This window comes from Enterobacter cloacae complex sp. I3, from assembly GCF_014896175.1.
GTDB classification, from domain to species: Bacteria; Pseudomonadota; Gammaproteobacteria; order Enterobacterales; family Enterobacteriaceae; genus Enterobacter; species Enterobacter bugandensis.
This window is the reverse complement of the sequence record NZ_JADBQZ010000001.1, coordinates 113,640-138,453: the sequence shown is the minus strand read 5'-3', so window position 1 is coordinate 138,453 and position 24,814 is coordinate 113,640. Positions and strand designations below refer to the sequence as shown.

General features: G+C 56.9%; 23 protein-coding genes and 1 pseudogene. 11 read left to right on the top strand and 13 right to left on the bottom strand.

Going from position 1 to position 24,814, the window contains the following annotated elements; genetic code table 11:
• Positions 1 to 18: 18 nt before the first annotated feature.
• The gene (locus IM271_RS00610; RefSeq protein ID WP_048999586.1) at positions 19 to 1,506 is read right to left on the bottom strand and encodes a UbiD family decarboxylase; all 1,488 of its coding nucleotides are present in this window, start codon (positions 1,504 to 1,506) and stop codon (positions 19 to 21) included.
• Between the two features lie 113 nt (positions 1,507 to 1,619).
• On the opposite strand from IM271_RS00610, the gene IM271_RS00605 reads away from it, so the two are divergent.
• On the top strand, positions 1,620 to 2,504 hold the full coding sequence (locus IM271_RS00605) for a LysR substrate-binding domain-containing protein (protein WP_041909939.1): 885 nt from the start codon (positions 1,620 to 1,622) through the stop codon (positions 2,502 to 2,504).
• On the opposite strand, the gene IM271_RS00600 is transcribed toward IM271_RS00605, so the two are convergent.
• The 4 genes from IM271_RS00600 to IM271_RS00585 all read right to left on the bottom strand — a co-directional run bounded on the left by IM271_RS00600 (position 2,495) and on the right by IM271_RS00585 (position 5,896).
• Positions 2,495 to 3,406 carry a LysR family transcriptional regulator gene (locus IM271_RS00600; RefSeq protein WP_193051972.1) on the bottom strand — a complete coding sequence of 304 codons (912 nt, stop codon included), beginning with the start codon at positions 3,404 to 3,406 and terminating at the stop codon, positions 2,495 to 2,497. The genes IM271_RS00605 and IM271_RS00600 overlap by 10 nt on opposite strands.
• Positions 3,407 to 3,410: 4 nt before the next feature.
• On the bottom strand, positions 3,411 to 4,397 hold the full coding sequence (locus tag IM271_RS00595; protein WP_193051971.1) for an MBL fold metallo-hydrolase: 987 nt from the start codon (positions 4,395 to 4,397) through the stop codon (positions 3,411 to 3,413).
• A gap of 141 nt (positions 4,398 to 4,538) precedes the next feature.
• On the bottom strand, positions 4,539 to 5,282 hold the full coding sequence (locus IM271_RS00590) for a 5'-nucleotidase, lipoprotein e(P4) family (protein WP_226858918.1): 744 nt from the start codon (positions 5,280 to 5,282) through the stop codon (positions 4,539 to 4,541).
• Between the two features lie 86 nt (positions 5,283 to 5,368).
• Positions 5,369 to 5,896, bottom strand: a complete 528-nt coding sequence (locus IM271_RS00585) for an N-acetyltransferase (RefSeq protein ID WP_041909946.1) — start codon at positions 5,894 to 5,896, stop codon at positions 5,369 to 5,371.
• A gap of 132 nt (positions 5,897 to 6,028) precedes the next feature.
• Here IM271_RS00585 and treZ point away from each other — a divergent pair, with 132 nt between their 5' ends.
• Genes treZ through glgX form a run of 3 tightly spaced genes read left to right on the top strand, consistent with a single transcriptional unit; the run spans position 6,029 to position 12,372 of the window.
• Positions 6,029 to 7,816: a malto-oligosyltrehalose trehalohydrolase gene (gene treZ, locus IM271_RS00580; RefSeq protein ID WP_193051969.1), complete on the top strand. Its 1,788-nt coding sequence runs from the start codon at positions 6,029 to 6,031 to the stop codon at positions 7,814 to 7,816.
• Positions 7,813 to 10,281, top strand: coding sequence for a malto-oligosyltrehalose synthase (gene treY, locus IM271_RS00575; RefSeq protein WP_193051968.1), 2,469 nt, complete (start codon positions 7,813 to 7,815; stop codon positions 10,279 to 10,281). Before treZ ends, treY begins: the two co-directional genes overlap by 4 nt.
• A 15-nt stretch (positions 10,282 to 10,296) precedes the next feature.
• The gene (glgX, locus tag IM271_RS00570; protein ID WP_028013184.1) at positions 10,297 to 12,372 is read left to right on the top strand and encodes a glycogen debranching protein GlgX; all 2,076 of its coding nucleotides are present in this window, start codon (positions 10,297 to 10,299) and stop codon (positions 12,370 to 12,372) included.
• Position 12,373: 1 nt separating this feature from the next.
• Here glgX and IM271_RS00565 read toward each other — a convergent pair whose 3' ends face one another.
• Positions 12,374 to 12,919 carry a winged helix DNA-binding protein gene (locus IM271_RS00565; protein ID WP_041909953.1) on the bottom strand — a complete coding sequence of 182 codons (546 nt, stop codon included), beginning with the start codon at positions 12,917 to 12,919 and terminating at the stop codon, positions 12,374 to 12,376.
• 199 nt (positions 12,920 to 13,118) lie between these two features.
• On the opposite strand from IM271_RS00565, the gene IM271_RS00560 reads away from it, so the two are divergent.
• The 6 genes from IM271_RS00560 to IM271_RS00535 all read left to right on the top strand — a co-directional run bounded on the left by IM271_RS00560 (position 13,119) and on the right by IM271_RS00535 (position 17,378).
• On the top strand, positions 13,119 to 13,841 hold the full coding sequence (locus IM271_RS00560; RefSeq protein ID WP_028013182.1) for a DUF969 domain-containing protein: 723 nt from the start codon (positions 13,119 to 13,121) through the stop codon (positions 13,839 to 13,841).
• Positions 13,838 to 14,824 carry a DUF979 domain-containing protein gene (locus tag IM271_RS00555; protein WP_192971077.1) on the top strand — a complete coding sequence of 329 codons (987 nt, stop codon included), beginning with the start codon at positions 13,838 to 13,840 and terminating at the stop codon, positions 14,822 to 14,824. The genes IM271_RS00560 and IM271_RS00555 overlap by 4 nt, the downstream gene beginning before the upstream one ends.
• Positions 14,825 to 14,833: 9 nt before the next feature.
• Complete coding sequence (locus tag IM271_RS00550) at positions 14,834 to 15,829, top strand: DUF2891 domain-containing protein (RefSeq protein WP_136343280.1); 996 nt, start codon at positions 14,834 to 14,836, stop codon at positions 15,827 to 15,829.
• A 237-nt stretch (positions 15,830 to 16,066) separates the two neighbouring features.
• Positions 16,067 to 16,459 carry a polymorphic toxin type 44 domain-containing protein gene (locus IM271_RS00545; RefSeq protein ID WP_032623152.1) on the top strand — a complete coding sequence of 131 codons (393 nt, stop codon included), beginning with the start codon at positions 16,067 to 16,069 and terminating at the stop codon, positions 16,457 to 16,459.
• Complete coding sequence (locus tag IM271_RS00540) at positions 16,437 to 16,871, top strand: hypothetical protein (RefSeq protein ID WP_048958788.1); 435 nt, start codon at positions 16,437 to 16,439, stop codon at positions 16,869 to 16,871. The genes IM271_RS00545 and IM271_RS00540 overlap by 23 nt, the downstream gene beginning before the upstream one ends.
• A 21-nt stretch (positions 16,872 to 16,892) precedes the next feature.
• Positions 16,893 to 17,378: a type VI secretion system tube protein TssD gene (locus tag IM271_RS00535; RefSeq protein WP_193051967.1), complete on the top strand. Its 486-nt coding sequence runs from the start codon at positions 16,893 to 16,895 to the stop codon at positions 17,376 to 17,378.
• A 39-nt stretch (positions 17,379 to 17,417) separates the two neighbouring features.
• Here IM271_RS00535 and IM271_RS00530 read toward each other — a convergent pair whose 3' ends face one another.
• Positions 17,418 to 18,818 carry an MFS transporter gene (locus tag IM271_RS00530; RefSeq protein ID WP_193051966.1) on the bottom strand — a complete coding sequence of 467 codons (1,401 nt, stop codon included), beginning with the start codon at positions 18,816 to 18,818 and terminating at the stop codon, positions 17,418 to 17,420.
• Positions 18,819 to 18,935: 117 nt separating this feature from the next.
• On the opposite strand from IM271_RS00530, the gene IM271_RS00525 reads away from it, so the two are divergent.
• Positions 18,936 to 19,841: a LysR family transcriptional regulator gene (locus IM271_RS00525; protein WP_193051965.1), complete on the top strand. Its 906-nt coding sequence runs from the start codon at positions 18,936 to 18,938 to the stop codon at positions 19,839 to 19,841.
• Positions 19,842 to 19,960: 119 nt separating this feature from the next.
• On the opposite strand, the gene IM271_RS00520 is transcribed toward IM271_RS00525, so the two are convergent.
• From IM271_RS00520 to IM271_RS00495, 6 genes and pseudogenes are all read right to left on the bottom strand, one after another.
• Positions 19,961 to 20,764 (bottom strand): carboxymuconolactone decarboxylase family protein, encoded by an 804-nt coding sequence (locus IM271_RS00520; RefSeq protein WP_063154097.1) that lies wholly within the window; start codon positions 20,762 to 20,764, stop codon positions 19,961 to 19,963.
• Positions 20,765 to 20,779: 15 nt separating this feature from the next.
• Complete coding sequence (locus IM271_RS00515; RefSeq protein WP_185860349.1) at positions 20,780 to 21,475, bottom strand: putative quinol monooxygenase; 696 nt, start codon at positions 21,473 to 21,475, stop codon at positions 20,780 to 20,782.
• Between the two features lie 59 nt (positions 21,476 to 21,534).
• On the bottom strand, positions 21,535 to 22,554 hold the full coding sequence (locus IM271_RS00510; protein ID WP_193051964.1) for an aldo/keto reductase: 1,020 nt from the start codon (positions 22,552 to 22,554) through the stop codon (positions 21,535 to 21,537).
• 2 nt (positions 22,555 to 22,556) lie between these two features.
• The gene (locus tag IM271_RS00505; protein ID WP_182033858.1) at positions 22,557 to 23,129 is read right to left on the bottom strand and encodes an NAD(P)H-dependent oxidoreductase; all 573 of its coding nucleotides are present in this window, start codon (positions 23,127 to 23,129) and stop codon (positions 22,557 to 22,559) included.
• Positions 23,130 to 23,279: 150 nt separating this feature from the next.
• On the bottom strand, positions 23,280 to 24,314 hold the full coding sequence (locus IM271_RS00500; protein ID WP_193051963.1) for an amidohydrolase family protein: 1,035 nt from the start codon (positions 24,312 to 24,314) through the stop codon (positions 23,280 to 23,282).
• Between the two features lie 102 nt (positions 24,315 to 24,416).
• A pseudogene (locus IM271_RS00495) lies at positions 24,417 to 24,774 on the bottom strand (aldo/keto reductase); the annotation flags it as partial.
• Between the last annotated feature and the right edge of the window lie 40 nt (positions 24,775 to 24,814).

The following is a 24,814-nucleotide window of genomic DNA, read 5'->3' as shown; positions in this document are numbered from 1 at the left end:
GGCCATACGCGCGTGATTTTATTTCTTATCGGCAAACAGCTCCGGCGCCCACGGACGTGGATCTACTTCCATAAACGGCGCGCGCTCGAAGCGGTCCTTCAGCGCCCACGGCACCGTGCAGTCGAAGATCGTCTTGCAGGAAATGCCGTTGCCGCGAATCGAGGTGCTGTAATCCGGCGACTGGGACGGATCCAGCTGGTGGCCGCGGATCCCCGGAATATTGGTGATGCTCATATCGCCCTGCATGCGCGTCGTCATCGCCCACAGGATGTCGTCGCTGTCGAAAATATCCACATCTTCGTCGACAAGAATAATGTTTTTCAGCTCCGAATAGGTGGCTAAGGCGATGAGCGCCGCCTGGCCCTGGCGTCCTTCGTCTGACGGCTGGCGTTTTTTCACCTGCAATATGCCGAGGAACTTACCGCCGCCCGCGGTATGGGCATAGACGTTTTGCAGGAAGCCCGGAATTGCCTCTTCAACGGCATTACGGATGCTGGCCTCGGTCGGCAGTCCGGCCAGCGTGGTATGTTCTTCCCCCGGTCCCACCAGCGTCTGCAGGATCGCGTGGTTGCGCATGGTCACGGCTTTCACTTTGATCACCGGCAGGGAGGGATTCGCCTCACCGCAATAGCCCGGGAACTCCGGCATCGCGTGGCCAGTGTTGGTATGCTGATCCTCTCTTACGCGCACGCCCGGAAGCAGTTCGCCTTCGATGATGATTTCCGCCCGTGCGATGGCTTTCTCTTTGACCTCCACGCCCTGCACCAGCTCGACCGGCTGCTGGCGCAGCGCCCCGGCGACGCCCAGCTCGTTGTAGCCAAACGGCGTGGTAGGGGCCTCAAAGCATGCGCCGATATAGATGGCGGGGTCGAGACCCATGTTGATCGTCACCGGCAGCGGTTTTCCGGCATCCTCCGCTTTTTTACGGAAGACTTCGATATGTCGCCCGGCGGCAAGGAACATGGAAAGCTCGTCGCGCTCCTGCACGCAGAGGCGGTGAATGGTGACATCCGTCAGCGAGCTGTCTTCCGGATCGCTTGCCAGCACCAGCCCCAGGCAGAAAAACGGACCGGCATCAATTGGCGTATTGGTCGGTGCCGGAAGCAATTTGCGAAGATCGAAGTCAGGATCGTCAGCGTAGAAGACCTGTTCCTGGCAGGGGGCCTGCGAGGCCGGAACGACAACCGGTGCGACCGGCTTTTTCACCGCCTGGCCAACGTGTTTTGCCAGTTCAGACGGTTCGCAGCCTAACAGCAGCGCCGCGCGCTCGCGGCTGGCGTGCATGCCCACCAGAATGCGGGAGCCCGGATAGCCCTTAACGCTGTTGAACATCATGGCCGGACCCGAGCGGGTCGGACGTTTTACCGTGCCGCCTGCGCCGATATGGCGGTAGACACCCGCCAGTTCCGCGTTGGGATCGACCGGATGATCGGTTTCAATATACTGGCCTTTGTGGCGCCGCAGTAAGGCGATGGCGCTGCGGAGATCGTTGACTTGGTTTTCCATATTTTGCTCCCTCGGTTGAATACCTCCATTTTTATGGCAAAGACCAATATCATCAATTTCATCATTTCTGTTAAATTGATAAGAAAATTTATATCAATACAGGGAGACGTCTCGTGCAGTTTCGTCAGATGCGCCACTTCATTGTCGTTGCCGAAGAGCTCCACATGCACCGGGCCGCCGAGCGTCTAAACATCGCCCAACCGGCGCTGAGCCAGCAGATAAAGGCGCTGGAAGAACGTTTAGGCGTCACGCTTTTCAGCCGGGCGAACCGCCGCTTAACCCTGACGCCCGCGGGCGAAGCGTTTCTGGTCAAAGCCCGGCTTGCCATCTCGTTGACCGAGCAGGCGGTGCTGGATGCCAGACAAACGGCACGGGGCGAGCAGGGGGAGTTAAACCTGGGGTGCGTGTCGAGTGCGATGTTTGACGGCAGGCTACCCGCCGCGCTGCGCCAGATGCATAGCCGCTGGCCGGCCATTACCATGTCCCTGATGACGGGAAATGTGCAGACGCTCTACGCCGCCGTGCAGAGCAACCAGCTGGACGTGGCCATCATCCGCGCGCCGCTGCCGTCGCTGCCTGACGATCTGCAAAGCCGGCCGTTCACCTCGGAGAAAACGGTGCTGGCGCTCTCTCGTCAGCATCCGCTCGCCGGATCGTCCGCGCTGACGCTTTCGTCGGTGAAAGACGAAAAATGGATCTCGCTGCGCGATCCGGAGGGAATGGGGCTGGAGCAGTACTTCTATGACGCCTGCAGCGGGGCGGGCTTTCAGCCGGACGTGGTGCAAAATGCGACCGACGTGCCCACGGTGATAAGCCTTGTTGCGGCCGGATTTGGGCTGGCGCTGCTGCCCGCGTCGGCAAAGGCAGTGAGCGTTGAGAATGTCGTCTACGTGGACATCCTCGACCGGCTGCGGGAGAGCGAACTCACCCTGGTTTGCCACCGGATTATTCGTTCAGAAGTGCTTAAAAAGTTTCTGGTCACGCTCGATCACACCTGACGTCCGGCAGCCCGCAGCAGCTGCCCGCGCAGCCAGGCGTTCGCCGGATCCTGGCTGTTTTTCGGGTGCCAGTACATGTTGATGGTTATCGGCTGGAGCGGCAGCGGCGGTGGGAAAATATCCAGCGTGCTGGCAAACTGCTTCAGCATCCGTTCCGGCAGGGTACATACCAGGTCGGTACCGGCAACTAGCGCAGGCGCCATAGCGTAGCTCTGGGTGGACATGGCAACGTGTCGCTGATAGCCCAGCCCGGCGAGGGTTTGGTCGATAAATCCGGTAAAGGGATCTCCCGCCGACGACACCACCAGATGGGAAAGCGCGCAGTAACTTTCCAAATCTAACGAACCTGTTCCACGCGGATGAGCTTTGCGCTGGGCGGTGGCAAACGCGTCGTCGAGAAGTTTGCGCCTCACCCATCCGTCATGGGCGCCCGCGCTCACGCCGATGTAGATATCCACATCACCGTTTTCCAGCTGCTGCGGCAGGTCTACCATCTCCGGCAGGGCGAAGCGCAGGCGGATGCCGGGGGCATCGGTACTCACCTGGTTAAGCAGCGCGGTGCCGAGCATCAGCGCCGGGTTTTCATGCAGCGCGATAACAAATGTCCGGCTGCTGGTTTGCGCCTCAAACGTGGTGGGAGCGAACATCGCGCGGATGCCGCGTATCACGCTTTCAACCTGTGGCCTCAACGCCTCCGCTCTCGGTGTGGGTAACACCCCACGTCCATGTGGGGAGGGAATAAACAGCGGCTCGCCAAAGAGCGTGCGCAGACGCGCCAGTCGGGCTGACAGCGCGGGCTGGCTGATGCCCAGCCGCGTGGCCGCATGAGTGATGTTCCTGTCCTGAAGCAGGGCGTCCAGCGCCAGGAGCAGGTCGATGTCCATGTCAGATATACGCGACATCACTCTACTTCGCGCCGCTGGCGTCCCGGTTGGTATAGGTGACAGGGATCCAGGCATAGCCGCCTTTCTCACCTTTCGTCACATAGCCGATGCCCGGGAAAGGCAGATGGGGCGCGGCAATAAGGTCTTTATTTTTCACAAAGTCAGCGAACGCATGCTCGCGTACGCTTGCCGCTTTGTTCTCATCTTCATCGTAGGTGATGGTCACCGCAGGCTGCGGGAACTGGACCGCCGCTGCGTGAATGATGTCGCCGACAAAGGCGATTTTCTCGCCTTTACTTGTCAGCGTGTAGAAGGCTGAACCCGGCGTGTGTCCGGGATGAACTGTGCCGGTCAGCCCCGGAAGAATCTCCGATGTGCCGCTAAACGGCACCACTTTACCCGCGTCAAGATAGGGTTTTAAGGTCTTCTGTGCGACATCGAAATAGTTCTTGCCGTAGCCGGTTTTCTTCTGATTGTCGTCGTTAAAGAAAAAGTCGATGTCCGGTTTGCCAACGAAAACGCGCGCGTTGCTGAACACCACCTTGCCGTCTTTCACCAGGCCGCCCGCGTGGTCGGAATGGGCGTGGGTCAGCAGAACTTCAGTGATGTCCTCGGGTTTGATTCCCTGGGTGGCGAGGCTCTCGATCAGACGTCCGCCGTTGCCGGGGCCAAAGAGCTGGCCGGAACCGGTATCCACCAGGATTTTGTGTCCGGGCATCGCAATCAGGAAGGCGTTGATGGACACTTCCGCCGGGTTGGTCTGAAAGTTTTTCGCGAGCAGTGCATCAATGTTTTGCGGCGTTGTCCGGCGCAGCAGCTTGTGCAGATCCTGCGCAACGGTCCCGTCCGTAAACGACGTTACCAGAACGTCACCGACCTGCACGCTGTAACCGCCCGCTGGTTGTTTAACGACGTGCTGCGGCGTTTCTGCCGAGGCCTGGAGCGCAGGGTAAAAAAGCAATGAACTGGAAATCAGCATGGAAAGAGCAAGTTTTTTCACGGTAAGCATACGAGTCTCCTTTGAAAGTGCTCATCATACTGCTCCGTAAAATTATAAGAACCTGCTCAGAAATGATAGGACCTATAAACGAGATAAATAGCACAGCGCAACAGCCGGGTGGTGGTGAAGCCTTTCCCGGCCCGTAAAGCATTATTTTTTCAGCGGTGCGTTCCAGCTATCCAGCGTGGCCCTGGACCAGGCACCATAAGCGGCATTTGGGAGCACAATCCAGTCGTTGCCGAAGTGTTCGGCGCTGGCTTCAACCAGCTCACGCTGCTGCTCGCTCGGTTTTTTGTTTTTGAACTGTACGGCGAAGTCCGGCAGGCTGTCGCCGAACAGCATCACGATCTGCTGCTTTTTGAGGATGCTCTGACGGCGCTCTTCCTTGCTGACCGTATCCAGCAGCACGCTCTCGTCAGATACCTGCGGCAGGCCGAGAGCGTTTAACGTCTTCAGCGTGTCGGCTTTGTTTTCCTGCATACGGTCCGAGACATAGTAGATACGGACCTTGCTTTGATTCACGTGGTCAAGAAACGCCTTCGCTCCCGGGATTAAGCCGGGTTTTCCCTGTTTTTCCCAGTCGCTCCAGGTATCCCATTTCGTATAGTCGTGACACTGCGCCATGTCGCGCACCAGCAGAGGGGTGTTATCCAGCACCGTTTCATCCAGGTCCATCACCACAGCGTAATTTTCAGGTGTTTTCAGATCTTTTAATTTTTCGTTGAAACGCTCGGTGGCAAACCGATACGTCTGCAGCTGAAGGGCCAGAATCTCTGCCGATTTCTGCTGATAGCGCAGCGCCATTTCGTACGCTTTGGGTTCACACAGCTCGCGCTCAGCGGCCGTCGCCACTGCACTCAAAACGGGTAATGCCAGCAGTAATGCCTTAGCCATTGAATTCACACTTCTTTCCTCAACACCGTGGTTAAAATCCCGAAAGCGTAATGAAGTTCAATGACAGAAATATGAAGGCTGCGGCGCTACACCAGCATGTAATACCAGAACAGGGCGACCTCGTCTTTTTCCGGTAAGGCGTTGTAGAGATACCGATCGTACCCGCCCAGGGTAAACCCGTAGTTACGGTAAAACAGACAGGCAGAGACGTTCACATTTTGTGTTTCAAGCCGTAATCCCGGCGCGTTTACGCTGCGGGCCCACACGTGCGCGGCAGCCATTAATTTTTGCGCGGCGCCGGTTCTGCGTCTGGTGCGATCAACGGCAATATAATCCACTGAAATAAATTTATTCCAGCCGATTGACGCGGTAATAAATCCGGCTAATTCACCGTCATCGGTTTCCGCAACAAGAAATATGGCGTCCGGATTAACGCAATGGTTTTCAAGCGTTTGGATGTCGAGTTCGTAGGTTTTTATCCAGGGCTCGGCGACGGCTTCAATATGCAAATCACAATGGATAAAGGGCTCTCGCGCAATGTGGCTAATGGTGAAAGAAAAGTCACAACATTCAAGACGGACGAGGTCCGTATTTAATCCTTTTCGAATCTGCATAGTATTCCCGATAGTGAGTTATTTCATAAAGAATAGACGACGCGGTTAAATCCGCTGATCTCACGCACTTGTGATCCTGAACTAAGCTTGTACTTCGTTCCGCGTAAAATGTGGGTCATTCGAGGACAATGAATGGAATTCAGGACATTTCAAAAGCAGTGGGGTGCTGAGTTTATTTCCGATGACGTGGTACGTTTTCGCGTCTGGGCAGAAGGACAGAAAGAACTTACGCTACGTCTGGCCGCCACCGACGTGCCGATGACGGCGGTGGGGCACGGCTGGTTCCAGGCGGACGTCCCCGGCGTCAGGCACGGTGCAGAGTATCAGTTTGTCCTGCAGGACGGCATGGCGGTACCCGACCCGGCATCGCGCGCGCAAAAGGGCGACGTTAACGGGCCATCGGTTGTTATCAATCCCCGACGCTATCAGCCGGTTAACCGGGACTGGGCAGGGCGGCCGTGGGAAGAGACGGTCATTTACGAGCTGCACGTCGGCACCTTTACCCCGGAGGGCACCTTCCGGGCGGCCATCGACAAGCTGCCCTATCTGGCGGAGCTCGGTATCACCCAGCTTGAAGTGATGCCCGTTTCCCAGTTTGGCGGAACCCGCGGCTGGGGCTACGACGGCGTGCTGCTGTATGCCCCGCACGCTGCCTACGGTACGCCGGAGGATTTTCACGCGTTTATCGACGCCGCGCACGGGCTGGGGCTTTCCGTGGTGCTGGATATCGTGCTCAACCACTTCGGCCCGGAGGGGAATTATCTCCCTCTGCTGTCGCCCGCGTTTTTTGATGCGGAGCGGATGACGCCGTGGGGCAACGGCATCGCTTACGAGCGCGAGCCGGTGAGGCAGTACATCACCGACGCACCGCTCTACTGGCTGACGGAGTACCGTCTGGACGGCCTGCGCTTTGATGCCATCGACCAGATTAAAGACAGCTCCGGGACGCACATTCTGGAGGAGATTGCCGCGAAGATCCGCGAGGCGATCCCGCATCGTCACGTTCACCTGACAACGGAAGACAGCCGCAACGTGATTTTCCTGCATCCGCGCGATGAACAGGGCAACACGCCGCTGTTCACCGCCGAGTGGAATGATGACTTCCACAATGCTGCCCACGTGTTTGCCACCGGCGAAACGCACGCCTACTACCAGGATTTTGCGTGTGAGCCGGAGAAAAAGTTCGCCCGTGCGCTGGCGGAAGGGTTTGTCTACCAGGGCGAGATTTCGCTGCAAACCGGGGAATCTCGCGGGGTGGAGTGCCGTACCCAGCCGCCGCAGTTCTTCGTCGATTTCATTCAGAACCACGATCAGACCGGCAATCGCGCCCAGGGGGAGCGGCTCATCACCCTCGCGGGGGCCGACAGGACGCGGGTGCTGCTTGCCGCGCTGCTGCTCTCTCCCCATATCCCGCTGCTGTTTATGGGCGAGGAGTTCGGTGAAACGCATCCGTTCCTGTTCTTCACCGATTTTCACGGCGACCTGGCAAAAGCGGTGCGGGAAGGGCGCGCGAAAGAGTTTACCGGCCACGCCGGGCACGATGAAGCCGTCCCGGATCCGAACGACGTTAACACCTTCGTTCGCTCAAAGCTCGACTGGCATAAGATTGCTACCGACGAAGGGAAAACGTGGCTGCGCTTCACCCGCCACCTGCTGACGTTGCGCCATCGCTATATCGTTCCGCTTCTGCATCAGGGCGGCATCGTTGAAGGCAAGGCGATCGAGACCGCGCCCGGCATGGTGGCGGTGAGCTGGCGCTTCCCGTCCGGGACGCTCTCTCTGGCGCTCAATATCGGCCCTAAGCCTGTCGACGTGCCCGCGCTCGCAGGGGAGACGCGCTTCGCCTGGCCGGAGGTAAACGACGTTTTGCCGCCGAACAGTATTGTCGTTCGCTTTGCTGATGGAGACGCATCGTTATGATCCCTTCCGCCACGTACCGTATTCAGTTCCGCAACGGCATGACGTTTGACCGCGCTGTCGAGCTGGTGCCGTATCTGAAAGACCTCGGCATCAGCCACCTCTACGCCTCGCCCGTGTTTACCGCCACAACGGGTTCCACACACGGCTATGACGTGACTAACCCGAATGAAATTGACCCCGCGATTGGCGGTCGGGAAGGGTTTGACCGCATGGCCGCGGCGCTCAGGCAGGCCGGCATGGGGCTGATTCTGGATATTGTCCCGAACCATATGTCCACCTCTCTGGAAAACGCCTGGTGGCGGGACGTGATTGAATATGGCCAGCAGAGCCGCTATTTCCGCTATTTCGATATCGACGCGTCGCGCCCGCTTACGCTGCCGTTTCTCGGAGACACCTTTGAGGCGGAGCTGGAGAAGGGTGCCATTACGTTAAAACGTGACACTGTCACGAATAAAGTCTCTCTGGTCTATTACGACACGGCGTACCCGCTTAATCCGGGCACGTACAGCGAGGACAAAAGTATCGCCGAACTGCATGAGCTGCAGAGCTGGCGGCTTATGTCCTGGCGGGAAGCGCCGAAGCAGCTCTCATGGCGGCGCTTCTTCGAGATCACCGGTCTTGTAGGCGTACGGGTTGAAGACGAGGCGGTCTTCGACGATACGCACCGTCTCATTCTTGAGCTGGTTCACGCGGGCGTGGTTGACGGCCTGCGCATTGACCATATTGACGGCCTGGCCGATCCGCTGGGTTATTTGCAGAAGCTGCGGCAGGCAGCCGGACCTGACTGTTACATCACGGTCGAAAAAATTCTCGCGAAGGGAGAGCAGCTCCCCACCGACTGGCCGGTTTCCGGCACCACCGGCTACGAGTTTATCGCCTCGCTGGCGGAGGTGCTGGTCGACGACGATAACCTCTCGCGCCTGGAGACAATCCACGACGAGACGCTGGGCGTCACGGTCGATCGCCACGCCGAACTGCGCGATGCCAAGGGTCTGATGACCGATCGTAATTTTGAGGGCGAGTTCACCACGCTGCTAAACCTTGCGGACGATCTGGCCCGCCGCAATGACGTTGCGCTGCCCCGCGAGGAGATCCGCCACGCGCTGCGCGAGTTGCTTATCGCTTTTCCGGTGTACCGCACCTACGGCACTCGCGAGGGATTAACCCCACCTGACGTGGCGCTGCTTAGCCGCGTGGTCGCCGGCGTAAATACGTCCGAAGCGGCCCTGAGCCTGATTGTGCGCATTCTTACCGGCGATCTGCCGGAAGATTGCCGCGACTGCGCCGCACTTTTCAGAACCCGCTTCCAGCAGCTGACCGGGCCGCTGATGGCGAAGTCGGTGGAAGATACGCTGTTTTTCCGTCTGAACCTTGAGCTTGCGCTCAATGAAGTGGGCGCTGACCCGACGCCGCGCGCGTTCTCGTTATCCCGCTTTCACCAGGAGATGCGCATTCGTCTCGCCCGTCAGCCCAACGCGCTGCTGGGCACCTCCACGCATGATACCAAGCGCGGAGAAGACGCCCGGGCGCGGCTCTACACCCTGACGGAGGCGCCGGAACGCTGGGGAGAAAATCTCGCCCGCTGGCGGCAGATGAACCAGACCCAGGTGCGTTTTCTCAACGACGGCACCGCGCCGAACGCCGCCGATACCTGGATGATCTATCAGGCGCTGGCGGGCGTCTGGCCCGCCACGCTGTCGCCTGACGATGCCGAAGGGCTTGCATCGCTGGAGACGCGTTTCCTCGGCTTCCTTGAGAAAGCGCTTCGCGAGGCGAAGCAGCGCACCGACTGGATCGACAGCAACGAGAGCTATGAGAGCGTGGTGCTGAGCTATGCGCGGCATCTGCTTTCCACGGATAACGCCCCGTTCCTGCACGCTTTCAGCGAGGCGATGCAGCCCTTTATCCGCGCCGGGCTGATGAACAGCCTCAGCCAGACGGTCATCAAGCTGACGGCGCCCGGCGTGCCGGATATCTATCAGGGCAGCGAGGCGCTCAACTTTAGCCTCGTCGACCCGGATAACCGGCGGGAGCCGGACTTCAACGCGCTGATGCAAAACCTCAGTGCGGCGGATGCTTCCGTGTTTGAACACCCGGCCTGCTGGCGGGAAGGCAGGGTAAAGCAGTTTGTCACCGCCACGCTGCTGCGGCTTCGACCGCATTACGACGCGCTTTTCCGCTACGGCGACTGGCTGCCGCTCAAGGTTTCCGGCGAGCGCGAGGAGAACCTGATTGTCTATGCGCGCGTTAAAGACGAGGAGGCGCTGATCGTTGCCGTGCCGCGTCTGGTTTTTGGCATCACCGATAATCATCAGCTGTGGGTCAATACCACGGTAGCGATACCCGACGAACTGGCCGGGAAGCGCTATCGGGATCTGTTCAGCGGTGAAAGCCGCATTCTGCAAGAGACGCTGGATTTAACGTCAGAAAAGGGATGTGTACTGGTTCTGCTTACCTGCGAATAATCGTGGAGAACGAAAATGGCAAAGGAAACTACGTTTGAAATTCGGGCCGGTCATGGCCAGCAGTTGGGGGCGAATTATGACGGGAAGGGCGTTAACTTCGCGCTGTTCTCCGCGCACGCGGAGCGGGTGGAGCTCTGTCTGTTTGACCCGTCCGGGAAAACAGAAATCGCCCGGCTGGAGCTGCCGGAGTATACCCATGAGGTCTGGCACGGCTATGTGCCTGACCTGAAACCCGGTGCGCTGTACGGCTATCGCGTCTACGGCCCCTACGATCCGGAAAACGGTCACCGCTTTAACCCGCATAAGCTGCTTATTGACCCGTATGCCCGTGAACTGGTGGGCGATATCGACTGGAACGACGCCCATTTCGGCTATGAGCTGGGGCATGACGAACTGGATCTTAGCTTCGATACGCGGGACAGCGCGCCGTTCACGCCGAAATGCAAGGTTATCGACCCGAACGCTTTTGACTGGCAGGACAACAACCGGCCAAACGTGCCCTGGCCACATACCGTCGTCTATGAGAGCCACGTGAAGGGCTTTACCCAGATGAACCCGGCCATCCCGCCCGAGCTGCGCGGGACCTTCGAGGGGATGGGACACAAAGCCTCGGTCGACTACATCAAGAGTCTGGGCATTACCTCGGTGGAGCTGCTGCCCGTTCACTGGTTCCCGGACGACCAGCATCTGCTCGACCGTGGCCTGAAGAACTTCTGGGGCTATAACACGCTCGGCTTTTTTGCTCCGGCGTCGCGCTACTACGGCCCGGCGGGGATCCAGGGCTTTCGCGACATGGTGCGCGCCTATCATGACGCGGGCATCGAGGTGATTCTGGACGTGGTCTACAACCACACGGCGGAAGGTAACGAGCTGGGGCCAACGCTTTCATTCAAGGGCATTGATAACTACAGCTACTACCGCACGCTGCCGGACCAGCACCGGTATTACATTAACGACACCGGGACGGGGAACACGGTGAATACCTCCCACCCGCGCGTGCTGCAGATGGTGATGGATTCCTTGCGCTACTGGGCCGAATCCATGCACATTGACGGTTTTCGTTTCGACCTGGGGACGATTCTGGGCCGCGAGCCTGAGGGGTTCGATCCGCGCGGGGGCTTTTTCGACGCCGTTACCCAGGATCCGGTGCTCTCTAAGCTCAAGCTAATTGGCGAGCCCTGGGATATTGGCCCCGGCGGCTATCAGGTCGGTGGCTTCCCGCCAGGCTGGGGAGAGTGGAACGACAAATACCGCGATACCGTGCGCGAGTACTGGAAGGGGGACAACGTCTCGACGGACTTTGCCGCGCGTCTGCTGGGCTCCGGGGATCTGTACGACCTGCGCGGGCGTCGCCCGTGGGCCAGCGTCAACTTTATCACCGCCCATGACGGCTTTACGCTGAATGACCTGGTGTCGTACAACGAGAAGCACAACGCCGACAACGGCGAGGACAATAACGACGGGCATAACGATAACCGGTCGTACAACTATGGCGAAGAAGGGCCGACGGAGAACCCGGACATTATCGCCACCCGCGAACGGCAGAAGCGTAATTTCCTGACCACGCTGCTTTTCTCCCACGGTACGCCGATGCTGCTGGCGGGGGACGAGTTTGGCCGTACGCAGAAGGGCAACAACAACGGCTACTGCCAGGACAGCGAGATCTCATGGATCGACTGGAAGGGGCTGTCCGAAAACGACGCGGCGCTGCGCGAGTTCACCCGCCGGCTCATTGCCCTGCGCGCGCAGCAGCCGCTGTTGCGTCGTGAGAGCTGGCGCGACGGGCTGGAGATCCGCTGGTTCAATGCCGGAGGCGGTCCGCAGCAGGCCGAGCAGTGGGATGAAGGCTCAACGCTCGGGGTCTCCATCAGCAGGCCGGATCTTCAGCAGGAGGACGGCATCTGGCACGACGTGCTGATGCTGTTTAATCCGTTCGAAGGCACCGTGCCGTTCCAGATCCCGCAGTTTGGCGAAGGAGGATGGGTGCTGGAGCTTTCTACGGCGGATGACGCTGCCGCCGGGACAGCGTTCACCGAAACCGTAGAGTACGAACTGGCCGGACGCAGCATTACCCTGTTCAGACGTCCGTAATTCAGAGTGATGCCGCCGCGCGGGCGGCGGTGTCATACAGGGAGGAGATCGCGCGTAGCAGCTGCGCGGTTTCGCCGATGGATTTCCCGGATATGCCGCTCTCCGCATGAATGGCGATCAGACACGCTTCACGCACGTCCCGGTACTTCATGCACAACGCTTTCCCTTCCTCCGTGGTGGAGAAAAAGAGCTCTTTACCCGCTTTCTCGCTCGTCACGTAGCCCGCTTTGACCAGCTTTTTCAGGGCATAGGTCACTACATGCGTATCTTCCACGTTGAGAACAAAGCAGATATCGGCCAGCTTTTTCTTGCGGTCGCGGTGGTTCACGTGATGCAGCAGCGAGACGTCAAAAGCGCCCATATCCGGCTCTCCGGCTGCGGCCATGCAGCGCACCATCCACTTGTTAAACGCGTTGCCGGTCATGATCAGCGCGTACTCCAGCTCTGACAGTTCCGCGCAGCGCTCCGACACCAGATGGCGGGAGGAGACGATCCGGCCATCGTTGATATCATTGCAATCGGGTGAAGCACTCTTTTTCGAGGTCATAACGTTCCTTAGCCAGAAATGTAAACTCGTCGATAAAATAAGAACATTTTATTGATAATTTGTTTACATGTTTTTGAGGTTCAGATATAGCTTTTTAGCGCAGGTTTTGTGAAGCCTGGCGAAAAACACAACATCGCTCGCCGCAAATTAAAAAAATAGCCGTCGGCGCGCAACGCTCACTTTCGATAGGGTAAACGTTATGGACGGTACTACGCTGTTGCCGCTGATCGGGATACCGATCGTGGTCATTGGTTTTGCACTGCGCTTCAACCCGCTGCTGGTCGTCGTGGTGGCGGGTCTGGCGACGGGCCTGCTGGTCGGGATGGATTTCGGGATGCTGCTGGAGACCTTTGGCGAGAAGTTCGTCAATAGCCGATCGCTGGCGACCTTCATTCTGATCCTGCCGGTAATTGGTCTGCTGGAATATTACGGGCTTAAAGAGCGCGCCCAGGCCTGGGTGGCGAAGATCGCCAGCGCCACCTCGGCGCGTATTCTGATGCTCTACTTCGTGGCGCGTGAAGGCACCGCCGCGCTGGGGCTGATGTCGCTGGGCGGCCATGCCCAGACGGTACGCCCGCTGCTGGCCCCGATGGCCGAAGGGGCAGCGCTGAACGAATACGGCGAACTGCCGCAGCACATTCGCGACAAAATCAAGGCCCATGCCGCGGCGTGCGATAACATCGCGGTCTTCTTTGGGGAAGATATCTTTATCGCCTTCGGTGCGGTGCTTCTGATTGACGCGTTTCTTAAGGAAAACGGGATCGAAGGGATCGAGCCGCTGCACATCGGCCTGTGGGCCATTCCCACCGCCATTGCGGCATTGATTATTCATATGACGCGCCTGCTGCGCCTGGATGCCAGCATCCGCCGCGACGTCATGGCCTGGCGTGCAGAGCAGGGTACGCAGGGGGCCGCGCAATGATGACGCTTATCACCATTAATCGGGTGTATTACCTGATCGGTTTTGTTGTGATGCTGCTGGTTGTCATGACCCTGCGCGACCGCGAGAATCCGAAGCGTTTTACCACCGCGCTGTTCTGGTTTTTATTCGGCGGGATCTTCCTGTTCGGTGACCTGATGGTTCAGGAGCTGGGCAAATCGCTGGCGTACCGGATCGTTGGCGGTTGCGTTATCGCAATCGCGCTGCTGGCGGGTTTTGGCCTGGTCGGGAAAGGCCACTATAAAATGGCCTCCGACGAGGAGCGCATTGCCTCGTCAAACCGCCTTAAAAACTGGCTGTTCCTGCCCGCGCTGATGATCCCGGTGGTGACGGTAATCGGGACGCTGTTCCTGAAGGGGGTGTCGATTGGCGGTGTTTACCTTCTCGACCAGAAACAGCTCACTCTGGCGGCGCTGTGCGTGGCCTGCGTCGCGGCGATCCTCACCGGCTGGTGGCTGACCAAAGGCACGCCGCTGCACGCCATTCGCCAGTCACGTCGTCTTGTCGATACCATCGGCTGGGCGGTGATCCTGCCGCAGATGCTGGCCATGCTCGGCGGCGTGTTCGTGGCGGCCAATACCGGTGATTCGGTGCAGAAGGTGGTGAGCCTGTTCGTGAACCCGGACAGCCGCTTCATGCTGGTGGTCATTTACTGCGTGGGGATGGCGCTGTTTACCATGATCATGGGTAACGCCTTTGCGGCCTTCCCGGTGCTGAGCGCGGGGATCGCCTTGCCGTTCCTGATCAACGTGCATCACGGCAACCCGGCGCCGCTGCTGGCGATCGGCATGTACGCGGGCTACTGCGGCACGCTGATGACGCCAATGGCTGCGAACTTCAATATCGTTCCCGCCGCGCTGCTGGAGCTGAAAGACAAATATCAGGTGATCAAGATCCAGATCCCGACCGCGTTAACCCTGCTGGTGGTGAACGTGTTCCTCATGTATTTCCTCGTGTTTCGCTAAGGAGCTGTTATGGAATTGACGCAACATCAGGCTGACGCGTTTGCCCGCATGCCTTTAACCTATTTGCGCCAGGAATACCCGAACCACATCATGCATCTGCTGAATGATGACGGTGACGTTCTGCCGCCTCGCGAGCTGCACCCGATTTTCTACGGCTGTTTCGACTGGCACTCGGCGGTGCACGGCTACTGGCTGCTGCTGCGCTGCGTGCGCCTCTATCCTGATCTACCGTGTCGGAATGACATCGTCGCGCTTTTCGACGAGCACCTGACCGACGAGAACGTGGCGAAGGAGTTGGCCTATTTCACCGCGCCGTTCCGCGCCTCGTTTGAGCGGCCGTATGGCTACGGATGGCTGCTGGCGCTGGCCCAGGAGCTGAAACAATCGTCGCTGCCGCAGGCCGCAGGCTGGTACCAGACGCTGGAGCCGCTCACCCAGGATATTCGCAACCGGCTGGTGGATTACCTCAGCAAGCTCACCTATCCGATCCGCGTCGGAACGCACTACAACACGGCGTTTGCCCTCGCGCTGGGGCTGGATTACGCCCGAGCCGTGGAAGATAGCGCGCTTGAGCAGGCGATTGTGACGGCGGCGGAGCGGTTTTATCTCGCCGATACGCGCTACCCGGCCCATTACGAGCCGGGTGGCGATGAGTACATCTCTGGTGCGCTGACGGAAGCGCTGCTGATGAGCAAGGTCGCAGAGAATTTCCCGGCCTGGTTTGACGCGTTTCTGCCGGATATCGGCTCCATTGCGGCGCTGATGAACCCGGCGGAAGTGAGCGACCGTACCGACCCGAAAATTGCTCATCTGGATGGGTTAAACCTCAGCCGCGCCTGGTGTATGAAGCATATCGCCAGGGCGCTTCCGGTAAACCACCCGGCCCAGCAGGCCTTGCGTGATGCCGTGGCAAAACACCTGGCGGCAAGCGTCGGGCACGTGGTGGGCAGCCACTACAGCGGCGGGCACTGGCTGGCGAGCTTTGCGCTACTGGCGCTGGAATAAACAAATACGCCGTCTTTCCTGCCGGGTGGCGCTGCGCTTATTTGCCCTACATTGTGAAATGCACAATTCCTGTAGGCCCGCGCAAGCGTAGCGCCGCCTTAATTTTTTTGATTTTTAATGCGGTTAATACCTTAGTCGGATATTTTTCCGTCATTTTCTCTGTAAACAGATATCTTTTTTACCATCGCAAAGGTGTACGATATGCGGCCATATACCCACATGAAATAGGTGGTTAATATGGCTGTTATACCTTTGTTACCCAAAGAAGGAATCGCTCTTGTGTTGGCAAACATGAGGATTGCAAGAGCGCATGGTATGAGCAGAAACATGGCTATCCCTACAACCTATCTTTGGTTTTATCAAAAAGTAAGAAATAAGGGACCGTGGGATTACAAGCAAGGACACCCGGAGTTAGCAAATTTTGGGAACTTCAATTATGGTTCGGCTGGCTATGCTGCCGGGATACCATCAGAAACGCTATTGATGGGTGCTGGATGGGCGCAGGAAAGAGCTAAAACCTCCAAAAAGAAATGGGGGCACTGGTATCAAAAACCGCCTTATGGGGATGATCCACACGATCAGTTTTGGATAAGGCAAGGTATAGAATATGCAAAGAAATACGGTTATTAAACGGCTCCATTGCTTACTCACAACGATTCTGTTGCTCGTTGTTTGTGGGTTTCTGACATATCAATACTATTTTAATGCATCTCCTCACGATAGCTTTGTCAGCAAACAGAAACTCTCTGATACCGTCACACTGTACATAACTAAGTATGATGATGGAGACGCTACGGTGTCGGATGTTTACCGCTTCTATTTAGATAAAGACAACAGCGGGAACATTATGAAAGCCCTTGAAGAACGATCACCCTTCCTGGAAGCCGATACAAGCAATGTCACAGCTTCAGCTTATGGGAACACGGTAAATGTAAAAATCACGGGCAAGGTTTATTCATTCACTAATTCCGATCTGTTCTATGCCGATGGTGTAGCGATCATGCCTGTAATTAATCTCATAGCCAATGGAATAAGAAATTAATTAACATAAGGAGTTTTAAAAATGGCTGTACCAGTACACCTCTTTTTGAAAGACGATGGCGGAGCAATGATCCGTGGTGGTTCTGATGTTGCAAACCGTGTAGGAAGCATAGAGCTTAGAGATCTGATCCATAACCTGAGCATTCCAACAGATGAGGCAACAGGTAAACTTACAGGTACAAGGCAACATTCAGCCTTCAGTTTAACAAAGGCAATTGACTCATCTTCACCCTATCTATACAAAGCAGTGGCTACAGGTCAGACGCTTCAAAGTGCCGAATTAAAGTTCTATCACATCAATGATGCTGGTCAGGAAGTGGAATACTTCAACATCCTGATGGAAGGCGTGAAAGTCATTTCAATAACTCCAATAATGCATGATACAAGAGATTGTCCCGGTACTGGTCACATGGAAAATGTATCTTTACGATATGCAAAAATCACATGGAAAATTCTGGACGGAAATATACAGTACACTGATGCGTGGAACGAACGTCCTACAGCGTAGTTGTTATAAACAAGCAGCGCCGAGAGGCGCTGCACAGCGTTACGCTGATGCCCGCACCCCAGGGCGCAGCCTGCTCAGGCTAAACAAAACCGATCCTGTTGAGGCGATGACGGCGATCCACAGTGCCAGATGCACGGCCCGATCGTGGTCTGATCCGGTCGTCGCAAGCAGCACCCCCACCGCGGCGGCCCCCAGACATTGCCCGAACGTCCTGACGATAGACAACACCCCTGAGGCATAGCTGGCATATTCCCGCGCCACGTTAGCGAGCATCTCCCGGTTATTGGGGCTCTGGAAGCAGCCAAACCCAATCCCGCAAACCAGACTGCGCAGGCAGATATTCCATGCGGACGGGTTTTCCGGCAACGTCGCCAGCAGGACCAGCCCACCGACAAAAATCATCAGGCCGATAGTCGAGATCAGCGGCGCGGAAAGGGTATCTGCCCAGCGCCCCGCGTGCGGTGCGATCAGCACAATGCCAATTGGCCACGGGGTGAACAGCAGCGCCGAAACCACCGGGCTGTAGCCATACACGCTCTGAAACAGGAACGGCAGCGCGACAAAGGTGATGCCCTGGCTGACAAACGAGGCCAGCGAGGTCAGGGCGGCGAGGGTGAAGCGTCCGTTTCTGAACATAGCGGGCGGCAGTATGGGACAGCGCGCGCGCCGAATACGCCAGACGAAGGCGATAGCGCTGACCAGCGTGAGAAGCCCCCAGCCAGCGGCTGCCGGGTTAATGCCTTGCGTTATGTGCTGAAGGCTGTCGGCCAGCATGATTGCAGAACCTAACAGCACGGCGGAGAGCGCGGCGCCCGGCGCATCAAAGGGGGAGCGGTCAACGTCCGACTGGCGCGGCAACGCCCGCCATGCCAGAAACAGGGCAATACTGCCCGGAACAAGGTTAATGGCGAACAGCCACTGCCAGCTCAGCGCGTCCAGTATCGTTCCCCCCAGTACAGGGGCAATCGCCGTGCTGGCGGCAATAAGCAGGGCGTGCAGCCCCAGAATACGCCCAAGCAATCGCCCCGGAAAAACGGAACGCAGGATCGCCGGGGCGATACTCAGGGTGGCCGCGCCGCCGATGCCCTGCAGAATACGCATCCCGATCAGCATGTCGGGCGTTTTCGCCAGCGCGCAGCCGAGCGAGGTGAGCGTAAAGGTGGCAAGCCCGGCAAGAAAAACCGGTCGAAAGCCCACGCGCGCCGCCAGCGCCGCGAAGATGGCCAGCGTCATTGCCGCCGATAGTAGATAACCGTTGGCAAACCACACCGCAACGTTCGCGGGAACCTGCATCGCCCTTGCCATGGAGGGCAGCGCGATGTTGATCATGGTGCCGTCAAAGACGCCCATCAGCGTGGTGGTCATGACGGCGGCCATCACCCGGGCGCGTTCATGACCGGGTAAGCCTTCATCGCCGGGCTGGTTTGAAAAGAGCGTCATCGTCGTTACTCCGCATAAGAATAGTGATGACGAAACTATAATCATGGGGTATACAGGGCGGAAGACGCAGCGCTTGCACTTTATCGTTGCATATAACGCCTTATCTGAGGAGCCATCGTGTCCGATCCTGACTTTAACCTTCTGGTTGCGCTCGACGTTCTGCTGGCCGAAGCCAGCGTGGCTGGCGCGGCGCGGCGCTTAAACCTGAGCACCTCCGCCATGAGCCGCACCCTGAGCAGGCTGCGGGAGGTGACAGGCGATCCTATCCTGGTGCGGGCTGGTCGGCAGATGGTGCTGACGCCCTGGGCCGAAGCCACCCGGGACCGGACCAGAAGCGCAGTGCATGAGGCAAGGGCGGTACTGCAACCCTCCACGGAAACGCTGAATGTTGAGCGTATGGAGCGCCTGTTCACCATCCGAGCCAACGACGGCTTTGTGGTGGCGTTTGGGCCACTGCTCATTGCCGCAGTGGCGGCGGTGGCGCCCGACGTCTGCATTCGCTTTTCGCCGAAACCTGAGAAAACGTCGCGCTATCTGCGTGAGGGGCTGGTTGACCTGGAGATCGGCGTGCAGAGCAATATGGGTCCTGAAATTCGTCTGCAACGGCTCTTTCAGGACCGGTTTGTTGGCGCGGTGCGCCAGGGGCATCCGCTGGCCTCGCTGTCGTCAGTCAGCCTGGAGGATTATGTCGCCTGGGGGCACGTAGTGGCCTCGCCCGACGGCTCGTTACACGGATTTGTCGATGAGGCGCTGGCGGAACGCGGGATGAAGCGCAAAATTGCCAGCGTGGTGCCAGGGTTCCCGACGGCGTTATCGGTGGCGATGGTCTCCGATCTCGTTGCCATGGTGCCGGCGCTCTATCTGCTCAATCAGCCGATGACCGAGCGCGTGCACGTCTTTGCACTGCCGTTTAAAACCCGGAGCATTACGGTGTCACAGATGTGGCATCCGCGCATGGAAAAGGACCCGGCGCATCGCTGGCTCAGGGAAAAGGTGCTGGAGGTGTGCCGCGCTGTACGCTGACGGCTCAGGCCACTTTTTTTCGACACGGAGAGAATGAAGCGCGTCGATACCGCATCCGATTCAACGCGAACGTTCGTTCTAATTTTGTGATGTGCGTCAGGTTTTAATGTTCAGTAATATTACCTTTTACTCGATGAGCGATTGCTTAATACTTCTCCGACAACAGGAGCAGCGGTAAATGCGTTTGGCCAGCCAGCGTAAAACGCGGCTTGGGTAACGATCTCCCCAGCTTCCTCAGCAGAAAGTCCATTATCCATCGCTCTGTTGAGGTGATAGCCAATCTGCGCGCTCTGTCCAGATGCGATTAACGCGCTGACCGTAATCAGGCTTCTGTCGCGGGGTTTCAGCGCGGGTCTTTGCCAGAGATCCAGGAACAGTGGGTCAGCAGTAAATTTAACCAGGCCTGGAGATATTGGGCCTACATTTTTTTCCACTGTCTCTGAACGCTGCTTTTCTGCTTCCTGATTGAGAGGAAGCAGGTCCGGAGAAGCTTCAGGAAGTGCATCTGCCGTGACGCCACGAGTTTCAAATACTGCTTTGGTCACGCTGATGGCTGACATTGCATTTGGCCAACCTGAGTAGAACGCCAGATGGGTAATGATTTCTGACAATTCCGCTGGCGTCACGCCGCTATCGAGAGCGACGTCAATATAGTGCTTAAGCTCGGCAGGCTGGTTACGGGCAATCAGCATGGCGACGGTCACCATACTACGATCCCTGGGCGAGAGGGCATCGCGTGTCCACAGATCTTCAGTAATCGCTTCTCGACCAAAGCGCGCAAGAGCCGGTGAGACAGAACGAATATCAGCTTCAGGAATCGCTGAAGGTTCAATTTTCATCATAGCTTTACCTCTTGTTTCCTCAGCATTAGCAAAATCAGAAATAACAAGCGACATGGCCGCCGCTGCAATTACGCTTTTCATGTTAATCCTCACTGGTCAACGGTGCGGATCCTGTTTGATTCCGCCTTTGTTACGAAGAAATACCGGTTTTACCGGGATAGCGTCCTTCCTGGCGCTCATATGCGCCGTTTGCCTGAGATAGTCCAGGAAGTGCGGCGTTTGTCGGTGCAGTTGATAATCCTCCTCACTGGCGTAAATCTCATAGAAATACCAGCGGTTCGGACTCTGTGAGTCTGTAGCGGCATACATGGCTAACACGCCTTTCTCTACTTTGAGCGACTCGGCCATTTCAGGAAGGACGATGTTTTTAAATTCGGTCTGAAATTCAGGCTTTACCTCGACGATCACCAGATTATTAATGGTTCGCTCATTCGGTATGATGTGTTTGTCGCCCAGAAACTGTGGCTCCAGAGTGATTTTATTTTTCCGATCGATAATGTCAGGTGCCCGGGCAGCGAATGCCTTGTATGGTTCGGCATTCAGATGTTTGCGGTAAGCACTCTCGTTTTCATAGAGTTCGACCATGAATGCCTTACGTGGATTGTCGCTTCGTTGCAGGGCGTACATCGCCAGCGTACCTGCTTCATGATCAACCGAAGCGGAAATCGTCTGCCTGGCCACGTCTTCAAACTCTTTGTCCCGATCGGGTCTGACGCCGAGCTCAAAGATATTCATCACTACCTTATCCGGTGCGTCCGGTTTTGTTGCAAAGACAGAGGTGCTTATTAGCATGCAAATTAAAAGCATAAGGGGCTTTTTCACGTTGATCCTTTTACTGAAATGACTGTTTGCTACCGCGTCCAGACCTGCTTAACGTCTTTCGTTTGCGGCGTGTTTTGCGCCATAATCCCCGTCAGAACGTGCGGCTGGTAGGTTTCTTCCAGAAACCGGATTTCCTCAAGGCTCAGTTGAAGATTTACGGCGTTTACCGCGCCATCAATGTGATCTTTTTTTGTGGCCCCTACGACAGGTGACGTGACCTTTGTCAGCAGCCAGGCGAGTGAGATTTCCGTCATGGACACCTGATGTCGTTCAGCAAGTTCGGCGACGCGCTCGATAATGATCCGATCCTGTTCAGCCGTGCTGTCATACTTCCCGCGCGCATAATCATCCTCCGCGGCTCGCCGCGTGTGGCCTTCTTTCCGGGCGAGACGACCGCTGGCCAGCGCGCTATAGGGGGTCATGGCGATATCATCTTCAGCGCACAGACCGAAGAGCTCTCGTTCATCTTCACGCATAATCAGGTTGTAGTGGCTTTGCACGGAAACAAAGGGCGTCAGCCCTTCGCGTTCGGCAAGCGCGTTCGCTTTCGCCAGCTGCCAGGCATAGCAATTGGAAATACCAATAGCGCGCACTTTGCCCGCAGTAACGGCGGCATGCAGCGCTTCAAGCACCTCAATAACTGGCGTGTTGTAATCCCAGATGTGGTAGATGTAGAGGTCGATGTAGTCCATCCCAAGATTCTGCAGGCTCTGGTCGAGCGATCGGGCTATTGCCTCTTTTCCGCCGATCCCCGCGGCAATTTGCGCGGCGGTTCGTGGCAGAAACTTGGTGGCCAGCACCACGTCCTCGCGTTTTGCCATCTCCCGCAGCGCCCGGCCAACGTATCGCTCGCTGGAGCCGTTCTGATAGGCGATGGCGGTATCGTAAAAATTGATACCCTTTTCGAGACCGTAGCGGATGATGTCCCGGCTTGCTGTTTCGTCCAGCGTCCAGCGATGCTGGCCCGTTAACGGGTCGCCAAACCCCATACATCCCATACAGATGCGGGAGACCAGTAAGTCACTTTTACCGAGCCGGGTATACTGCATCGTTATTCTCCCTCTGGATTATTCACGACGGAATTGAGCAGATCGACAAGCCTTGAAGCGTGTTCCCGGGCAAGCGTTTTTTGCTGCGCGATTTTGTCGACATCCCGGTCGGCATAGCTGATACCGCAGGTATAAACCGGCGCCAGCAGCTCAAGATTGCACAGTCTTGCCGTGGTCTCGAACGGAATAAGATACTCTTCAATGGCATGGCCAAAGAAACCGTCAGCGGTATAGAGCGCCTGTGGCGCCCCTGTAGTGAAGGAGAGGAGCAGCTTTTTACCGCCCAGTTTCGCCGTTGAGCCATGCGCGAAGCCGTGGACAAAGACCTCGTCCAGCCATTGTTTCATTAACCCGGGCAGCCCATACCAGGAAAAAGGAAACTGCCAGACAATCACATCGGCCCTGAGCAGGCTTTCCTGCTCCGAAGCGATATTGAATTTGCCGTCCGGATAGAGCCAGTCCAGACGACGAATTTCAGCATCGGGAAGGGCGGTCGCCACTTCATCAAGGATAGTGGCGTTGGCGACGGAATGGTTCAGCTCAGGATGACCTGAAATAACAAGGATATTTTTCATTTCAATACGTTAAAGAGGCTGGTGAATTTTTAACCCAGTATAGAGTGACACCATTATTTTTTTTAGAGCAGTAAAGGCTCATTCACTTTTAGACAAAAACTAATAATGGTCGACTGTTCTCATTGTGCCCGGTCATCATGAACCCGTGAACTACGCCATGATGCCCAGTAAACGTTCTGCATTGCGAAACGCGATGGCCTCTTTTTCAGCCTTGTTGACGGGCAGACTGTCGATAAATGTTTTTACACCGTCCAGGGTCTGATAGGGGTAATCAACGGAGAACAGGATCCTGTCTGCCCCCATTAACGCGTAGATAAACTGGAAGTGCGGCAGTGTCAGCATACCTGACGGGGTAACGTAAACGTGTTCCTGGAAGGTTCTCGTTAGCGTGCGTGACAGACCCGTTGCAGCCAGCGGAAGGCTGTCATCAAGACGCTGCAGCCAGAAGGGTAGCATCTCCCCCCAGTGGCCACTGATTACCTGCAGGTGGGGATATTTATCAAATGCGCCCGATAACATCAGCCGTAACAAATGGATCCCGGCTTCGTGATGCCAGCCCCAGCCAAACATAGAGAGCCGGGCGTTGACCTCTGCGCTGAAGCCCGTGAAGTAGGCCTGTTGCACGCTTTTAACCGGTAATCCGGGATGAAGATAGAGTGGCACATTCAGTTTATTAAAGCGGGAAAGCAGGGAATCATAGTCAGGATGATCGAGAAAGCATGAAGAGGGTCGGCCATTCAGAAGTGCCCCCTTAAACCCCAGTTTTTCAACTGCGCGGACAAGCTCTTTTTCAGCCTCTTCTGGCTGTGCCCAGGGATGTGTGGCAAATGCCGCGAAGCGATCCGGGTGATTTCTTACCGCCCCGGCAAGGCGGTCGTTTGCCGCCGTATTTAATGTTACCGCTTCATCCCCGGGTGCCAGCTGGGGAAATCCGCCCACAGAGAGGATCTGCAGGGTAATTCCAGCTTCATCCATATCCCTGAGGCGGCGGCTTCCCAAATGAGCGCCTTTCGCGTTTATCAGCGCATTCTTTTCTATCTGCGGCCGGCTTCGGTCAGGATTATGACCATCAGCGACGGTTTTCCCCCAGTCGCCAAGGAAAGGTGCCTGCTCAAGCGCAACAGGCATACACGCTCGCCCTAACTCGCTGTCGAGATAATGTTCTTCGAGGCAAATGATTTTCATATTCTCACCCTTCATACAAAGCAGTAAAAGTGATGCAGATTAGGATCGCCCGGAACTGTCCATACGTGAATGTCATTCGTGACAGTCTGTCCCGGATGGGGTTTACACCATCGGTTTTTCCCAGGCGCCTCGTGTATCCACTCTGGTCTCTGTGGCGAGTTGTTCCAGCAGGATGATTTCCTCATCGCGTAACTGGATGTCTGAAGCGCAGGCGGCGTCCAGAACGTGATGGACTTTAGTCGCACCAACGAGGGGAAGGGTACCTATTTGCAATAGCCCATGCGATGGCTATCTGTGCAACGCTGGCATTCCTTTCGGTTCCCATTTTTTTCATGGCGGCGGTTAATCTTTCTATCTGCGGCAGTACTGCGTTATAACTTTCGGCCCGGCCACTCCCGGCAGGCATGGGATGATTTGAATCATAACGACCACTGAGTGCGCCTTGCTCCAGGACCATGTGCCGAGCGCGACTGGAGGAAGAGTTTTCATATTCAGCTCCT

Coding starts and splice junctions, on each gene's coding strand:
- IM271_RS00610 (WP_048999586.1), bottom strand. CDS start 1,506: ATGGAAAACCAAGTCAACGATCTCCGCAGCGCCATCGCCTTACTGCGG.
- IM271_RS00600 (WP_193051972.1), bottom strand. CDS start 3,406: ATGTCGCGTATATCTGACATGGACATCGACCTGCTCCTGGCGCTGGAC.
- IM271_RS00595 (WP_193051971.1), bottom strand. CDS start 4,397: ATGCTTACCGTGAAAAAACTTGCTCTTTCCATGCTGATTTCCAGTTCA.
- IM271_RS00590 (WP_226858918.1), bottom strand. CDS start 5,282: ATGGCTAAGGCATTACTGCTGGCATTACCCGTTTTGAGTGCAGTGGCG.
- IM271_RS00585 (WP_041909946.1), bottom strand. CDS start 5,896: ATGCAGATTCGAAAAGGATTAAATACGGACCTCGTCCGTCTTGAATGT.
- treZ (WP_193051969.1), top strand. CDS start 6,029: ATGGAATTCAGGACATTTCAAAAGCAGTGGGGTGCTGAGTTTATTTCC.
- treY (WP_193051968.1), top strand. CDS start 7,813: ATGATCCCTTCCGCCACGTACCGTATTCAGTTCCGCAACGGCATGACG.
- glgX (WP_028013184.1), top strand. CDS start 10,297: ATGGCAAAGGAAACTACGTTTGAAATTCGGGCCGGTCATGGCCAGCAG.
- IM271_RS00565 (WP_041909953.1), bottom strand. CDS start 12,919: ATGACCTCGAAAAAGAGTGCTTCACCCGATTGCAATGATATCAACGAT.
- IM271_RS00560 (WP_028013182.1), top strand. CDS start 13,119: ATGGACGGTACTACGCTGTTGCCGCTGATCGGGATACCGATCGTGGTC.
- IM271_RS00555 (WP_192971077.1), top strand. CDS start 13,838: ATGATGACGCTTATCACCATTAATCGGGTGTATTACCTGATCGGTTTT.
- IM271_RS00550 (WP_136343280.1), top strand. CDS start 14,834: ATGGAATTGACGCAACATCAGGCTGACGCGTTTGCCCGCATGCCTTTA.
- IM271_RS00545 (WP_032623152.1), top strand. CDS start 16,067: ATGGCTGTTATACCTTTGTTACCCAAAGAAGGAATCGCTCTTGTGTTG.
- IM271_RS00540 (WP_048958788.1), top strand. CDS start 16,437: ATGCAAAGAAATACGGTTATTAAACGGCTCCATTGCTTACTCACAACG.
- IM271_RS00535 (WP_193051967.1), top strand. CDS start 16,893: ATGGCTGTACCAGTACACCTCTTTTTGAAAGACGATGGCGGAGCAATG.
- IM271_RS00530 (WP_193051966.1), bottom strand. CDS start 18,818: ATGACGCTCTTTTCAAACCAGCCCGGCGATGAAGGCTTACCCGGTCAT.
- IM271_RS00520 (WP_063154097.1), bottom strand. CDS start 20,764: ATGAAAAGCGTAATTGCAGCGGCGGCCATGTCGCTTGTTATTTCTGAT.
- IM271_RS00515 (WP_185860349.1), bottom strand. CDS start 21,475: ATGCTAATAAGCACCTCTGTCTTTGCAACAAAACCGGACGCACCGGAT.
- IM271_RS00510 (WP_193051964.1), bottom strand. CDS start 22,554: ATGCAGTATACCCGGCTCGGTAAAAGTGACTTACTGGTCTCCCGCATC.
- IM271_RS00505 (WP_182033858.1), bottom strand. CDS start 23,129: ATGAAAAATATCCTTGTTATTTCAGGTCATCCTGAGCTGAACCATTCC.
- IM271_RS00500 (WP_193051963.1), bottom strand. CDS start 24,314: ATGAAAATCATTTGCCTCGAAGAACATTATCTCGACAGCGAGTTAGGG.